Source organism: Corynebacterium halotolerans YIM 70093 = DSM 44683 (genome assembly GCF_000341345.1).
Taxonomy (GTDB): domain Bacteria; phylum Actinomycetota; class Actinomycetes; order Mycobacteriales; family Mycobacteriaceae; genus Corynebacterium; species Corynebacterium halotolerans.
In genome coordinates this window covers 1,363,624-1,377,828 of sequence record NC_020302.1, presented here as the reverse complement: position 1 = coordinate 1,377,828, position 14,205 = coordinate 1,363,624, and the positions used below count along the sequence as shown (strand labels likewise).

Annotated in this window: 14 protein-coding genes; 5 read left to right on the top strand and 9 right to left on the bottom strand. The window is 70.5% G+C overall.

The features are described from left to right. Nucleotides 1–60: 60 nt before the first annotated feature. From A605_RS06420 to gatC, 3 genes are all read right to left on the bottom strand, one after another. Nucleotides 61–1,251 carry a P-loop NTPase family protein gene (locus A605_RS06420; protein ID WP_015400696.1) on the bottom strand — a complete coding sequence of 397 codons (1,191 nt, stop codon included), beginning with the start codon at nucleotides 1,249–1,251 and terminating at the stop codon, nucleotides 61–63. A 224-nt stretch (nucleotides 1,252–1,475) separates the two neighbouring features. After that, complete coding sequence (gatA, locus tag A605_RS06415) at nucleotides 1,476–2,969, bottom strand: Asp-tRNA(Asn)/Glu-tRNA(Gln) amidotransferase subunit GatA (protein ID WP_015400695.1); 1,494 nt, start codon at nucleotides 2,967–2,969, stop codon at nucleotides 1,476–1,478. 2 nt (nucleotides 2,970–2,971) lie between these two features. Beyond that, nucleotides 2,972–3,271 carry an Asp-tRNA(Asn)/Glu-tRNA(Gln) amidotransferase subunit GatC gene (gatC, locus tag A605_RS06410; RefSeq protein WP_015400694.1) on the bottom strand — a complete coding sequence of 100 codons (300 nt, stop codon included), beginning with the start codon at nucleotides 3,269–3,271 and terminating at the stop codon, nucleotides 2,972–2,974. 276 nt (nucleotides 3,272–3,547) lie between these two features. Between gatC and A605_RS06405 the strand changes: the two genes are divergently transcribed. Continuing rightward, entirely contained in the window at nucleotides 3,548–4,210 is a 663-nt protein-coding gene (locus tag A605_RS06405; RefSeq protein ID WP_015400693.1) for an ACT domain-containing protein, read from the top strand. Nucleotides 4,211–4,216: 6 nt separating this feature from the next. Further along, the gene (locus A605_RS06400) at nucleotides 4,217–4,561 is read left to right on the top strand and encodes a hypothetical protein (RefSeq protein ID WP_015400692.1); all 345 of its coding nucleotides are present in this window, start codon (nucleotides 4,217–4,219) and stop codon (nucleotides 4,559–4,561) included. Between the two features lie 3 nt (nucleotides 4,562–4,564). Here A605_RS06400 and ligA read toward each other — a convergent pair whose 3' ends face one another. Continuing rightward, nucleotides 4,565–6,607, bottom strand: coding sequence for an NAD-dependent DNA ligase LigA (gene ligA, locus A605_RS06395; protein ID WP_027004465.1), 2,043 nt, complete (start codon nucleotides 6,605–6,607; stop codon nucleotides 4,565–4,567). A 97-nt stretch (nucleotides 6,608–6,704) separates the two neighbouring features. Here ligA and A605_RS06390 point away from each other — a divergent pair, with 97 nt between their 5' ends. Next, entirely contained in the window at nucleotides 6,705–7,376 is a 672-nt protein-coding gene (locus A605_RS06390; protein ID WP_015400690.1) for a 3'-5' exonuclease, read from the top strand. Nucleotides 7,377–7,431: 55 nt separating this feature from the next. Next, nucleotides 7,432–8,481 carry a zinc-binding dehydrogenase gene (locus A605_RS06385; protein ID WP_027004464.1) on the top strand — a complete coding sequence of 350 codons (1,050 nt, stop codon included), beginning with the start codon at nucleotides 7,432–7,434 and terminating at the stop codon, nucleotides 8,479–8,481. Between the two features lie 55 nt (nucleotides 8,482–8,536). Here the strand turns inward: A605_RS06385 and A605_RS06380 are convergent, their stop codons facing one another. The 5 genes from A605_RS06380 to A605_RS06360 form a co-directional block, all read right to left on the bottom strand. Next, nucleotides 8,537–9,541, bottom strand: coding sequence for a uroporphyrinogen decarboxylase/cobalamine-independent methonine synthase family protein (locus A605_RS06380; protein WP_015400688.1), 1,005 nt, complete (start codon nucleotides 9,539–9,541; stop codon nucleotides 8,537–8,539). Continuing rightward, nucleotides 9,538–10,638 (bottom strand): tRNA 2-thiouridine(34) synthase MnmA, encoded by a 1,101-nt coding sequence (gene mnmA, locus A605_RS06375; protein ID WP_027004463.1) that lies wholly within the window; start codon nucleotides 10,636–10,638, stop codon nucleotides 9,538–9,540. Before mnmA ends, A605_RS06380 begins: the two co-directional genes overlap by 4 nt. A 70-nt stretch (nucleotides 10,639–10,708) precedes the next feature. Further along, nucleotides 10,709–11,515, bottom strand: coding sequence for a sigma factor-like helix-turn-helix DNA-binding protein (locus tag A605_RS06370; RefSeq protein WP_042440091.1), 807 nt, complete (start codon nucleotides 11,513–11,515; stop codon nucleotides 10,709–10,711). Further along, nucleotides 11,482–11,898: a carboxymuconolactone decarboxylase family protein gene (locus A605_RS06365; RefSeq protein WP_015400685.1), complete on the bottom strand. Its 417-nt coding sequence runs from the start codon at nucleotides 11,896–11,898 to the stop codon at nucleotides 11,482–11,484. The genes A605_RS06370 and A605_RS06365 overlap by 34 nt, the downstream gene beginning before the upstream one ends. A 94-nt stretch (nucleotides 11,899–11,992) precedes the next feature. After that, on the bottom strand, nucleotides 11,993–13,117 hold the full coding sequence (locus tag A605_RS06360; RefSeq protein WP_015400684.1) for a cysteine desulfurase family protein: 1,125 nt from the start codon (nucleotides 13,115–13,117) through the stop codon (nucleotides 11,993–11,995). A 136-nt stretch (nucleotides 13,118–13,253) separates the two neighbouring features. On the opposite strand from A605_RS06360, the gene A605_RS06355 reads away from it, so the two are divergent. Continuing rightward, nucleotides 13,254–14,120 carry a spermidine synthase gene (locus A605_RS06355; protein ID WP_015400683.1) on the top strand — a complete coding sequence of 289 codons (867 nt, stop codon included), beginning with the start codon at nucleotides 13,254–13,256 and terminating at the stop codon, nucleotides 14,118–14,120. The last annotated feature ends 85 nt before the right edge of the window (nucleotides 14,121–14,205 follow it).

The window sequence follows — 14,205 nt, the reverse complement described above, 5'->3', positions numbered from 1 at the left end:
CCCAATGGCCTCCTCCCCCTCGCGGCCCCCCTCCGGGCCCTTCCGATCCGGCGCCGTCATCTACCCGCGCACCAGCAGTCCGGCGGCCAGGGCCGGGTCGGTGAGGTCGAAGGTGGGGTGCACGGGAACCCCGGCCGGGACGAGGACGTCCCGTGCCTCGTCGGCGGCCAGGGGTGAGGAGGTGACCACACCGGCGAGGGCGGCCACCCGCAGGCCCGCCTCCTGCAGGGCACTCACCCCGGCGTAGGCGCCGAGAGCGTCGGTGGCGGCGAAGACGACCTGGTCGACGGTGTCCTGGAACAGTTCGTCGCGCAGCAGTCGGGCGGTCTCGCCCTGGTAGATACCGTCGGCGATTTCGACGATCACCACGTCGCAGTCCGTGGCGAGCTCGTCGATCATCCTGACGGTCAGCGTGCGGATCTCGGCGAAGTTGAGCCGGAAGGTGGTCGGGTAGCCGAAGTCGGTGAAGTCGATGACCCGGTGGGCCCCGGCATCGTGGTAGATCATCCGGTCATTGCCCGCCCCGGTGCCGGTGATCTTGCCCGCGCCGACGCGTCGGCCGGCGGCGCTCAGGCCGTTGACCAGACAGGCCTGGGTGGTGGACTTGCCGGAGTTCATGGCCGTGCCCAGCACCGCGATGACCTCCGGTCGACCGTTCGCGCCGACCCCGGTCCCCGGCCTGATGCCAGTGGTGTCATTGGAGTGCGGCGCGAAGCGGCGGAGGTTGACCACGCCGGATGAGTCGGCGAGCAGCCCCAACGGCTCGATTTCCGTCGGCCCGGAGATCCGGGAGTGGGAGTGGGTGACGGTTCCGGCGATGCCGCCGGCGGCGACCAGGTGGCAGTGGTCGAGGCTGTCGGGCACGTGGGCGAGGAACTGGTCGGCGGCGTATCGGTGACCGTAGGCCAGCAGGACGAGATTGTTCTCGAACAGGATGGCCTTGCGGGACCCGGAGGTCTCCACCCGCTTGTGGTGGCGGATGGCGCTGACCCGCGCGACGACGACATCACCCGGTTGCGGGGTGATCTCCTCGCCGGCGATGAGGTGGAAGGCGCCCCGGTCCGACTCGAGGGCCTGCGCGACAAAGCGGGTGGTGTAGGAGGCCTGGATGCGCTCCGGCACCGCGGTCGCACGCAGGGCCCCGGTGGCTGCCGCGGCGGCGTAGTGCAGCTCTGCGGTGGCGGGAACCTGGGCGGCCAGATGGTCGACGGTCGGGGCGATGGACTCCACCTGGGGGAAGGAAGTGGACATGGTGTGGGTGCCTCTCTCGTTACGGTCCGAACCGCGCAGTTTGTCTGCCCGGCGTCACACACCACTTAACCGCCGCCACATGAGAACCCGGTGAACCGGAAATGAAGCTCCCTTCATCTTCGCCACCGCCCTCTCTGACCTCGTCTTTTAACGAAAAACGACGGCACCCCGGTGACCTGTCGTCGGTCGCCGGGGTGCCGGGGCGCGGGATGGGCCGGAAGGGGTTATTTCCGGCCGGCCTCGAACGCACCGCCCACACGGTAGAGGCGGTCGTCGCCGAAGGCCGGGGCCATGATCTGCAGCCCCACGGGCAGGTTGGTGTCCGAGGCGAAGCCGGCGGGCACGGACATACCGGCCAGTCCCGCCAGGTTCAGCGGCAGGGTGCACAGGTCGAAGTTGTACATCGCCAGCGGGTCGGAGATCTTCTCCCCCAGCTTGAAGGCGGTGGAGGGGGTGGTCGGGGCGACCAGCACGTCGACCTGCCCGAAGGCCTGCTCGAAGTCGCGGGCGATCAGCGTGCGCACGCGCTGGGCCTGCAGGTAGTAGGCGTCGTAGTAGCCGACGGACAGGGCGTAGGTGCCCAGGATGATGCGGCGCTTGACCTCCGGGCCGAAACCCTCGGCGCGCGAGAGCGCCATGACGTCATCGGCCGAGCGGGTGCCGTCGTCACCGGAGCGCAGACCGTAGCGCATGCCGTCGAAGCGGGCGAGGTTCGAGGAGACCTCGCACGGGAGGATGAGGTAGTAGGCGGCCAGCGCGTCGTCGAAGTGCGGGCAGTCGACCTCGACGATCTCGGCGCCCTGGGACCTGAGCTGCTCGACGGAGGCGTGGAAGTTCTCCAGCACGCCCGGCTGCCAGCCCTCACGGTCGAACTGCTTGACCACGCCGACCCGGACGCCCTTGAGGTCGCCGGTGGAGCCCTCGTGGGCCGCCTCGACGACCGGGGCGACCGGACGCGGCACCGAGGTGGCGTCGAAACGGTCGTGACCGGCGATGACCTCGTGCAGCAGCGCGGTGTCGAGCACGGTGCGGGCCGTCGGACCGCCCTGGTCGAGCGAGGAGGCGCAGGCGATCAGGCCGTAGCGGGAGACGGTGCCGTAGGTCGGCTTGACGCCGACGGTGTTGGTCAGCGCGGCCGGCTGGCGGATGGAGCCGCCGGTGTCGGTGCCGATGGCCAGCGGGGCCTGCCCGGAGGACAGCGCGGCCGAGGAGCCGCCGCCGGAGCCACCGGGCGTGCGGTCCAGGTCGTAGGGGTTGCGGGTCGGGCCAAAGGCGGAGTTCTCGGTGGACGAGCCCATGGCGAACTCGTCCATGTTGGTCTTGCCCAGGATCGGGATGCCGGCGGCGCGGATCTTCTTGGTCACCGTCGCGTCGTAGGGGCTCACCCAGCCCTCGAGCATCCTCGAGCCGGCGGTGGTCGGCGCGTCGGTGGTGGTGAACACGTCCTTGAGCGCGAGCGGCACGCCGGCCAGCGGGGAGGCGGGGGCCTCGCCGGCGTCGAGACGCTTGTCGACGTCGTCGGCGGCGGCGAGCGCCTCCTCGGCACTGACGTGCAGGAAGGAGTTGATCGCCTCGTTGGTCTCGCCGATGCGGTCCAGGTGCGCCTGCGTGACCTCACGGGAGGTGACCTCGCGGGAGTGGATCTTGCGGGCCAGCTCGGCGGCGGTGAGTCCGGTCAGCCCGGATTCGGGCACGGTGTGGGTGGTCGTGGTGGTCATGTTTACTCCTGCTCCCCCAGAATCTGCGGGACGACGAACCGCTGGTCCTCGACCGCCGGGGCCTGGTCGAGGGCCTGCTCAGCGGTCAGCATCTTCTCCACGACGTCCTCCCGCATGGCGGTGGTGATGGAGTGCGGGTGGCTCATCGGCTCGACGCCCTCGGCCGGGACCTGCTGGACAGCCGAAACGTGGGCGACGATCCCGTCGATCTGCTCGGCGAACTTGTCGAGTTCCTCCTGGCTCAGCTCCAGGCGGGACAGCTTCGCGAGGTGGGACACCTCGTCACGCGAAATTTCAGGCACGGGGACACAATCCTTTGCGCGTCGATTCTTGAACCTTGGACATCTTGGAACTCAGCCCATGTTACTGCAGCCCGCACGGCGTGCGGACACTCGGTGCGCCACCCCCGTTTTTCACCCGAAGCAGACACAACAGGGCACAATTGTGAGTTAGATCGCTCCTACTTCTTGAGTGGTCATTAAAATTGACTTACCCCCGCCTGAAGTTGTCGACCCAAGCATCTGCCTGCCATGTCTCTTCCCACCATGACCCATCCATCCGAAAGGGTGTCCACGCCCATGTCGTTCCTCATCCGCGTCCTGCTCCCCGATCGCCCGGGCAGTCTCGGACAGCTCGCCGAGGCCTTCGGTCTCGTCGAGGGCAACATCCGCTCCGTCGACGTGGTCGAGGCCTTCCCCGACGGAACCGTGATGGACGACATCGTGATCGCCCTGCCGAAAACGGTCATGGCCGACGTGCTCATCACCGCCGCCCGCAGCGTCGAGGGCGTGGAGGTCGACTCCATCCGCCCGTTCTCCGGCACGGTGGACCGCCGCGGTCAGATCCGGATGCTCGCCGACGTCGCCGCCTCCGCCCGCGACATCCCCCACGCGATGGACAAGCTCGTCTCCGTCATCCCGAAGTCGATGACCGCCACCTGGGCCGTCGTCCTCAACGACGCGGAACCCATCACCCGGGTGGCCGCCTCCCAGGCGGCCCCCGAGGACGACGGCTCGATCCCGATCTCCATCCACGTCACCGAGGCCCGGGTGCTCCACCCCGACCAGGAGGACTGGATCCCCGCCTCCTGGGCGCTGCTCGACTCCGCCCTGGCCGCCACTCCCCTGGACGGCACCGGCATGGTGCTCATCGTCGCCCGCACCGGCGGGCCGGACTTCCTCGCCAACGAGGTCAGGCACCTGGCCAACCTCGGCAAGATCGTCGGCACGCTGCTGACCTAGCCGACCATGCGACAGACACTCCTGGCGGCGGCCGTGCTCAACGGCGTGCTCCTGGGACTCTTCTTCCTCAGCCTCCCCGCCGGACCGACCCCCCTCGCGATCGTGTGCTGGGCCGGGGTGCTCACCGCCGCGGTGGTGGCGGTGCTGCTCACCTGGCGCAGCCACGGCGTCACCATGCTGGCCACCGGGCTGCTCGGCTGCGCGGCGGGGCTGACGGGCTGGGGTTCGTGGCTCTATTTCTGGTGGACGGCCGACATCGGCCCCGTGATCAACCTCTGGGGCCTCATCGGTCCCGTCACGGCCGCCGCCCTGTTCACGGTCTCGGCCCTGCTGGTCTCCCGCCGGCGGTGACCACTACTCCGGGTTCCCGGTCTCCAGCAGCCGGACGAAGCCGGCCTCGTCCAGGATCGGCAGGCCCAGGTCGCGGGCCTTCGTCTCCTTGGAGCCGGCGTTCTCCCCGACCACCACGTAGTCGGTCTTCTTCGACACCGAGCCGGAGGCCTTGCCGCCACGGGCGATGACGGCCTCCTTCGCGCCGTCGCGGCTGAAGCCCTCCAGCGAACCGGTGACCACGATCGTCAGCCCCTGCAGCGTCTGCTCGGCGAGGTCGTCGGCGTCGTCCTCCATCGTCACGCCGGCCGCGGCCCAGCGCTCGACGATCGCGCGGTGCCAGTCGACCTCGAACCACTCGCGGAAGGACTCCGCGATGATCGTGCCCACCCCGTCGGTCTCGGCGATGTCCTCGACCGGGGCGTCGACGAGCGCCTGCAGCGAGCGGTAGCGGGTGGCCAGCGCGCGGGCGGCGGTGGGGCCGACGTGGCGGATGGACAGGGCGACCAGCACGCGCCACAGGTCGGTTTTCTTCGCCGTCTCGAGGTTGTCCAGCAGTTTCTTGCCCGAGGCGTTGACCGTGCCGTTTTTCGCGGTGTAGACCTGCGAGTCCAGCAGCTTCCCCTCCGTCAGGTCGAACAGCCCGGACTCGTCGGTGAGGATGCCGCGGCGGATGAGGTCCTGCGCGCCCTTCTCCCCGAGGGCCTCGATGTCGAAGCCGCCGCGCCCGGCCAGGTAGGTCAGCCGCGAGGACAGCTGGGCGGGGCAGCTGCGGGTGTTCGGGCAGCGCCAGTCGGCGTCGCCCTCCTTCTGCGGTGCCAGACGGGTGCCGCACGACGGGCACAGCGTGGGGAAGATGAACTCGCGCTCGGTGCCGTCGCGCTTCTCGGCGACGGGGCCGAGCACCTCGGGGATGATCTCGCCGGCCTTGCGGATGACCACGGTGTCGCCGATGAGCACGCCCTTGCGCTTGACCTCGGTCTGGTTGTGCAGCGTGGCCATCGCGACGGTGGAGCCGGCGACGAGGACCGGCTCCATCACGGCGAAGGGGGTGACCCGGCCGGTGCGGCCCACGCCGACCTGGATGTCCAGCAGCCGGGTGGTCACCTCCTCCGGCGGGTACTTGTAGGCGATCGCCCAACGCGGGGCCCGCGACGTCGCCCCCAGCGCCCGCTGCTCGGCGTAGGAGTCGACCTTGACCACCAGGCCGTCCATCTCGTGGACGGCGTCGTGGCGGTGGTCGGCCCAGTAGGTCACGCGCTCGACGACCTCCCCGGCCGAGTGCACCTGCTCGGTGTACGGGGACACCGGCAGCCCCCAGGCGGCCAGTGCCCGGTAGGCGTCGTGCTGGCTGTCCGGGGTGAAGCCCTCCCGGGCGCCGATGCCGTGGGCGATCATCCGCAGGCGGCGCCTGCGCACGTCCTCGGGGTTCTTCTGCCGCAGGGAACCGGCCGCCGCGTTGCGCGGGTTGGCGAAGGGCTTTCCGCCCTCGGCCTGGCGCAGCTCATTGACCTCGGCGAAGTCCTCGATCGCGATGAACACCTCGCCGCGGACCTCCAGCAGCGCCGGCACCGGGAACTCGTCGGTGCCGGTCAACCTGTGCGGGATGTCGTCGATGACCCTCGCGTTGGCGGTGACGTCCTCGCCGACGCGGCCGTCACCGCGTGTGGCGGCGCGCTCGAGCACCCCGTCGCGGTAGACCAGCGCGATGGACAGGCCGTCGATCTTCAGCTCGGTGAGGTAGGTGCCGCTCGGGGTGCGTGCGAGCCACTCGGCGAGTTCCCCGGCGTCGAAGACGTTGTCCAGGCTCATCATCCGTTCGAGGTGCTCGACATTGTCGAAGGTGGAGCTGGCCACCGGCGGGGCGCCGACCTCCATGGTCGGGCTGTCCGGCACGGCCAGCTCCGGATGCGCCTCCTCGAGAGCCTGGAGCCTGCGGAAGAGCGCGTCGAAGTCGGCGTCCGGGATCGCGGGCTGTCCGTTGTAGTACAGGTCCCGGTGGTGGCGGACCTCCTCGGCCAGCTCATTCCACTGCCGGCGCAGATCGGTGTCGGACCCGTCGGTCAGCTCGGCGGGTTCGTCGGCGGGGTCAGTCACAGCGTCAGTCACCCGCCCGATCTTAGCGGCGACGGTTGTGTCCGGGTCGTTGTCTAGGGTTAGGGGCATGACGAACTTCGACGCCTCGCGCATGCTCTCCTTCGATCTCGAGACCACCTCCCACAAACCGCTCGAGGCCCGCATCGTCACCTCGGCGCTGGTGCGTATCGACGGCCGCGACGTCGACACCGTGGAGATGCTCGCCGACCCCGGTGTCGAGATCCCCGAGGAGGCGGCGCGCATCCACGGCATCAGCACCGAGAAGGCGCGCGCGGAGGGCCGCCCCCACGACGACGTGCTCGTCGAGACGGTGCAGCATATCAAGGCCGGTTGGGAGGCGGGGCTGACCCTGGTCGTGTTCAACGCCAGCTACGATCTGACGGTGTTGCGCCAGCTCAGCGGCGACTTCACCGTCACCGGCCCCGTCTTCGACCCCTACGTCATCGACAAGGTCAAGGACCCCTACCGCAAGGGGCGGCGCACCCTCGGCAACCTCTCCGAGCATTACCGGGTGCGCCTCGACAACGCCCACGAGGCCACCGCGGACGCCCTGGCCGCCGCCCGCATCGCCTGGAAGCAGGTCAAGCTCTGGCCGGAACTGACCCGGATGTCGGCCGATGAACTCATGGAGTTCCAGGCGGTGGGCTACTACGAGTCACAGACGGGCCTGAAGAAGTACTTCGAGGGCCAGGGGAAGGACGCCTCGGACGTCAATGTCTCCTGGCCGATGTACGGGTAGGCAACGCCGTCATCCGTCCGGGCCCTCCACCGCAGCCGCTGCCACAATGGGTGGTATGAGCACAATGACGGCAGCGGTACTGACGGAGCACGGTGGACCTGACACTCTGCGGATCCGGGACGACTGGCGTCGACCGGAACCGGGGGCAGGTGAGGTGCTGGTGCAGACACGTGCGGCAGCGCTGAACAACACGGACATCTGGACCCGGGAAGGCGCCTACGGCCTGCCGGGCGAACCGGACGCGCGGGCGGGCTGGCGCGGCCCTCTTTCTTTCCCGCTGATCCAGGGCGGGGACATCGCCGGTGTGATCACGGAGGCCGGGGCCGGTGTCGACGCCGACCGCGTGGGCCAGCGGGTCCTAGTCGATCCGGCCATCTACCTGGACGACTCCCCGACCGCGCCACCGGTCGGACTGCTCGGGAGCGAGGCGGACGGCGGCTTCGCGGAATTCGTCACCGTCACCGGGGCCCAGGCCCATGACGTGACGGATTCCCCTCTGACGGATGAGCAGCTGGCGGCGCTGCCCGTGTCCTACGGGACCGCCATGGGCATGCTCGAACGGGCGGGCATCGCGGAAGGGGAAAATGTGGTGGTCACCGGGGCCTCCGGCGGCGTCGGACTCGCACTGGTCCAACTCGCCGCTGCGCGGGGCGCGAATGTCACCGCCGTCACCAGCGGCAGCAAGGCCACCCAGGTGCTCGCCGCAGGGGCGCGACACACCGTCGACCGCGGATCCGGGGCCCTCGCGGAACAGATCGAAAACCACACCCGGGGGAAGGTCGACGCCGTCGCCGACATCGCCGGCGGGGCGCTGGTCTCCGAACTGCTGCCGCTCGTCCGCGACAACGGGCGATGGGTCATCGCGGGGGCCGTCGCCGGGCCGGTGGTGGAATTCGACCTGCGCCGACTCTATCTCCACAACATCAGCCTCATCGGTTCGTCCATGCACACCCGCGGGCACTTCGCCGCGCTCCTCGGCACCGCCCGCAGTGGCGCAGTGCAACCGGTGATCGCCGCCCGCTTCCCCCTGGACGAGATCGCGGAGGCCCAGGAGTACTTCTCCCGCGGGGACTACGTCGGAAAGATCGTGATCAACCTCAACTGACGCCACACTCCCCGCTGGCGTGAACGTGTGCGCGGCCGCGCACACGTTCCGCCCCCTACGGATCTCCCGCGTCGCGGGTCAGCATGCCCTCGACAGCCACCGCCATGCGGTAGGCGTGGGCGGCGTCGACGGCCGTGCCCTCGGTGACCGGACCGCGCGGGTGGACGTCGACGGCCGTTGCCAGCAGCTCCCGGTCGAGGGACAGCTCGTCCCAGAAGCGCGCCACCCGCACGGCCTTTTCGCGGGGTCGCTCCCCCAGCTCGTCGACACGGTCCTCGGGGCCGGTGACGCCGAGGCCGACCCGCAGGCCGTTCGCCACGGCCTGCCCGATCCCGTCGAGTTGCTCCGTGCCCCGGATCTGGTCGAGAGTGACCAGCACTGTCCGTGCTCCACACTTGACTGCGAGCTCCCAGAGGGGTGCGTAGCCCGTCTGGTTGAGCAGCACCTGCTCTGCGTCGAGGGACTCGACGACGTGCGCCAGGCGCTCGGCGGCGTCGGTGGCATTGACCGCGCGAACGGGGTGGAAGTCGGTGGCGCCGCGCAGTTCGCCGGCTACCACGGCGGGCAGGCGCGGCTCGTCGAGCTGGACGACCACCTCGGCCGGGTCGAGGTGGAAGCGCTTCGCGACGTCCGCGACGTGGGCGTTGGTGCCCTCGATCAGCGCGTCGGTGAGATCGCGCAGCGCGCCGCGGTCGGTGATCACGCGGTGGCCGTTGGCCAGCTCGATGGAAGCGGCCAGGGACCAGGGTCCGGCGACCTGGACCTTGAGCGCCGTGAGCGAGGTGCCCCAGGCCTCCTCGCACTCGTCGAGGTCGCGGGCCATGCGGTCCCAGGTGCGCCGGGTCAGCAGCTGGGGGCGGTCGGTCATGATCCAGGACCGTGGCCCGCGGTCGACGGTGACGGCCGCCAGCAGGCCGGCGGTGCATCCGATCAGGTCGGAGCCCAGGCCCCGGGCGGGCAGCTGCGGCAGGTGCGGGAGATCGCCGGTCTCACCGACGATGAGGTCGGCGGCCTCCGCGATCGAGGTACCCGGCAGGGGGCCCAGTCCGTAGGCGCTCACGCGGCCACCGTCCGGCAGATCGTGCCCGAGCCGAGGACGATGTCGCCGCCCTCGTCGGGCAGGTAGAGCACGGCGGCCTGGCCGCGGGCCACCCCGGACAGCGGCTCCGCCAGCTCGAGGACCAGGGAATCGGCCTCCCGGTCGACCCGCGCGCGGCAGGCGACGACGGAGCCGTGGGCGCGGACCTGGACCTCGGCGTCGAACTCGCCGTCCATCGCCGGGTGCAGGAACTTCAGACGGTCGGCGTGAATCTCGGCCACGGCGAGCTTCTCGCGCGGGCCGACGGTGACGGTGCCGGTGGCGGCGTTGATGTCGGTGACGTAACGCGGACGGCCATCGGCGGCCGGAGCCTTGATGTCAAGCCCCTTACGTTGACCAATGGTGAATTCGTGGACGCCGTTGTGACTGCGCAGCTCGGTGCCCTCCTGGTCGACGATCATGCCGGGGCGCAGCCCGATGTGGTTGCCCAGGAAGGCCTGGGTGTTGCCGTCCGGGATGAAGCAGATGTCGTAGGAGTCGGGCTTCTTGGCCACCGAGAAACCGTGGTTGCCCGCCTCCGCGCGGATCTCCGGCTTGACGGTGTCGCCGACCGGGAACATGCAGTGGGCGATCTCGTGTGCACCGAGCACGCCGAGCACATAGGACTGGTCCTTGTCCGGGTCGACGGCGCGGCGCAGGTAGCCGTCGCCGCCGTCGGCCGGCTGGGTCAGTCGGGCGTAGTGGCCGGTGACCACGGCGTCGAAGCCCAGGGCGATGCCGCGCTCGAGCAAGGCCGCGAACTTGATTTTCTCGTTGCAGCGCAGGCACGGGTTCGGCGTCTCGCCGTGAGCGTAGGAGTCGATGAAGTCGTCGATCACGTCGGCCTTGAAGCGGTCGGAGAAGTCCCAGACGTAGAAGGGGATGCCGAGCCTGTCGCAGACCCGGCGCGCATCCGCCGAGTCCTCCAGGGAGCAGCAGCCCCGGGAGGATTCGCGCACCGACTGCGGATCGCGCGACAGGGCCAGGTGCACGCCGACGACGTCGTGCCCGGCCTCGACGGCGCGGGCCGCCGCCACCGCCGAATCGACGCCTCCGCTCATTGCTGCCAGTACCCGCATCGTGTTCCTTCTTCCTCCTCGTGACCGGTGGTCGGTGTCTCCCCCTGGTTCAACACAGCAGCGTAACGCTTTAGTTCCGGTGATCCCGAATCTCGTGCTGCTTGGCGGGGTTCTGCTGGATCTGGATGCCGGTGACCCGGCCGCCGGAGGACTCGAGGACGACCAGGCGGACCATGTCGGGCGAGACCGCGCGGATCACCACCGCCCCGTAGCCGGTCTCGACGCTGAGTGCGGGCATGCCGAAGCGGTCGATGATGCCGGCGAGGAAACGGGCGACCTTGTCCGCCCCGCTGACCGGGCGCCGGGCGGCCCGGGTGGCGCCACCGGAGTCGGTCCACAGCACGACGTCCTCGGAGAGGGCGGCGATGAGCGCCGACAGGTCCCCGGCCCGCAGGGCGGTGGCGAGTCGCCCGGCCAACCCGGCGTCGTGGGCGGTGGCGGGCGCCTCACGCAGTGCCCGGCGGGCCCGGGAGTGGCGTTTGCGGGCCGCCGCCGGGGTCGTGTCGGTGATGCGTGCGATCTCGTCGTGGGGCACGCCCGCGACGTCGTGGAGCACGACGATGGCGCGGTCGACCGGGGCGAGCGTGTGGAGCAGGCGCACCAGGGCGAGGTCGACGAGCCCGGCCCCCACGACGGCGTCCCCGGTGCTGTCGGTGCGCTCGGTGCCGGGGAGCACCACGACGTCGGGCAGCCAGGGGCCGACGTAGTCGACCCGGCGGCGTTCGGCGGTGGTGGCGGCGTCCAGGGTCAGCCGGGAGGTCACGGTGGTCAGCCAGGCGGCGGGGTCGGTGATTCCGGTGGTCTGGCGCAGACGCAGCCACGCCTGTCCGGTCATCTCCGGGGTCACCTCCGGCTCAGTTTTCCGATCCGGTTCCATGTGTTGATCGTAGCGATCGCCGCGATGAGGTCACCGGTGGTCTTCGGCCCGAATTCCGTGAGGACGCGCCCATGCAGTTCCTCGTCGAGGCTGTCCGTCAGACGCGTGCCCATGGTGGTGAAGTCCAGGATGAGGCGGTCGCGCTCATCCCAGGTGGGGTGGTCACGGCCGGTGCGGACGGCGCCGATGAACTCCTGGCCCGGCCCCTTCCTCAGCGCCTCCCTCGTGTGGAGGTCGATGCAGTAGCGGCAGTCGTTGAGGAAGGACGCGTGCAGCTGGACCATCAGCCGGGTGCGGTGGTCGAGGCCCCGGCCGGCGAGTTCGAGGGCGCCGAGGGCGGCGTAGAAGCGCTTGTGGGTTCTGAGCAGGTCGATGGTGGTCATGGTCGTCTCCGTTCGAAAGTGGGGTGGACCTGTCACAGAGGAGACGACGCAGCCTGTCGGGATGTGGCAACCCGCAGCTGGCCGGCGTGCCGGGTCAGGCGGCCATGCCGGCGGCCCGGGCGCGGGAGACGACCTCGGTGATTCGGTCGGCCAGGTAGTCGACGTCCTCGGCGGTGGTGGTGCGTCCCAGGGTCAGGCGCAGCGAGCCGCGGGCGTCGTGTTCGTCCACGCCCATCGCCAGCAGTACGTGGCTGGCGCGGTTGACGCCGCTCGAGCAGGCCGAGCCGGTGGAGGCCTCGATGCCGAGGGAGTCGAGCAGCATGATCATGCTGTCGCCTTCGGCCCCGGGGAAGGACAGGTGCACGTGGCTCGGCAGCGCCGGTTCGGTGGTGTTGACGGTGACGTCGTCGACCTGGCCCAGGATCCGCTCGCGCAGCCGGTCCCGCAGCTCCCGGATCCGGGACTGCTCGGTCTCCATCTCGCGGACGGACTCCTCGAGGGCGGCGGCCAGCGACGCCGCGCCGGCGACGTTGACCGTGCCGGGGCGGATGCCGCGCTCCTGCCCGCCGCCGTGGAGGATGGCCGTCGGGGCCGGGGAGCGCCGGGCCAGCAGCAGTCCCACTCCCCTGGGTCCGCCGAACTTGTGGGCGCTGGCGGCCAGGGTGGTGGCGCCGAGGGCGTGGAAGTCGACGGGCAGCTTGCCGACGACCTGCACCGCGTCGATGTGCGTCGGGGTGCCGGCCGCCGCGGCCCGGGCGACGATCTCCGCGACGGGCTGGATCGCTCCGGTCTCGTTGTTGGCCCACATGCAGGTGGCCAGGGCCGCGGGCTCATCCAGTGCGGAGAGCTCCGAGACGTGCCCGGTCCCGGTCACGGGGAGCAGCGCCACCTCGGCGCCGTCGAGGGCATTGACGGTGTCGCGCACGGCGGAGTGCTCGATCGGGGTGGAGACCACCCGGTTCAGCTCCGAGGCGGCGTAGAGCCCCTGGATGGCCAGGTTGTCCGCCTCGGTGCCGGAGGCGGTGAACACGACCTCCACCGGGTCGGTGCCGAGCAGCCGGGCGACGGTCTCGCGGGCGTCGGAGAGCACGCTGCCGGCGTGGCGGCCGGAACCGTACTGGCCGCCCGGGTTGAGCGTGCCGGCGTGCTCGACGAACGCGTCGATGGCCGCCTGCCGCATCGGGGAGGTGGCCGCGTGGTCGAAGTAGTGGGTGGTCATGCTACCGCCGTTTCTGGTCTCGCTGCTGGGTGGCCGATTACCGCGATGATAACGCCCTGCCGTTCCCGGCGCGCTCCCCGCACACCGGGTGGCCGGTCGGGCGGCGGGTCGGGCGGGCAGGATAAGGTGCCTGTCCATGGGAAGGAAGCGCAGAGGTGAGCGGTCGGCCGGACAGACCACCGGTCCAGGACCGGGCACCTGGGAGATCTCGACCGGCACCGCCGAGCTCGTCGCCGACGACTTCCTCGACGACGCCTGGACGCTGCAGGTCAACGGCGTGCCCTCCTCGCATGTGGTGCTCGGCCGGCCCCGCGAGCTCGCCTTCGAGTACATGCGCTGGATCGCGGCCTTCACAGAGGAGTTCGTCCATTCCCACCTCGACCCGGACGCGCTGCGGGTGACCCACCTCGGCGGGGCGGCCTGCACCATGGCGCGCTACTTCGCGGACGTGTGGCCGCGCTCCCGCCACACCGTCGTGGAGCTGGACGCGAAGCTCGCGGATCTGGTCCGGGAGTGGTTCGACATTCCCCGGGCGCCGACGGTGAAGATCCGGGTGGGTGAGGCCCGCGCGGAGACGGCCGGCTTCGTTCCCGCCAGCCGTGACGTGATCATCCGGGACGTGTTCTCCGGCGCGGTGACTCCCCGCCCGTTGACCACCGTGGAGTTCTTCCGGGCCGCCCACGCCTCCCTGGCGCCGGGTGGGCTGTACGTGGCCAACTGCGGCGACCACTCCGATCTCACCGGCGCCAGGGCCGAGCTCGCGGGGATGGCCGAGGTCTTCGACCACCTGTCGGTCATCGCCGATCCGCCGATGCTCAAGGGGCGGCGCTACGGCAACATCATCCTCATCGGCTCGGACCGCGAGCTGCCGGTGGAGGGGTCGCCGGAGGCCGCGACGATCGCCCGGAGCCTGCTCGGCGGGGCGGTTCCCGCCCACCTCAAGGATGAGGACTGGACGCGGAGGTTCCTCTCGGGGACGCGCGCCCGTCATGACGGGGACTGAGCGCCGGACCGCGGGGACTCACCGTCCCGCGGGGCTGGCCGCCGGATAGTCGATGGCAACTCGGGCCAGGGCTCCACACCCTCGC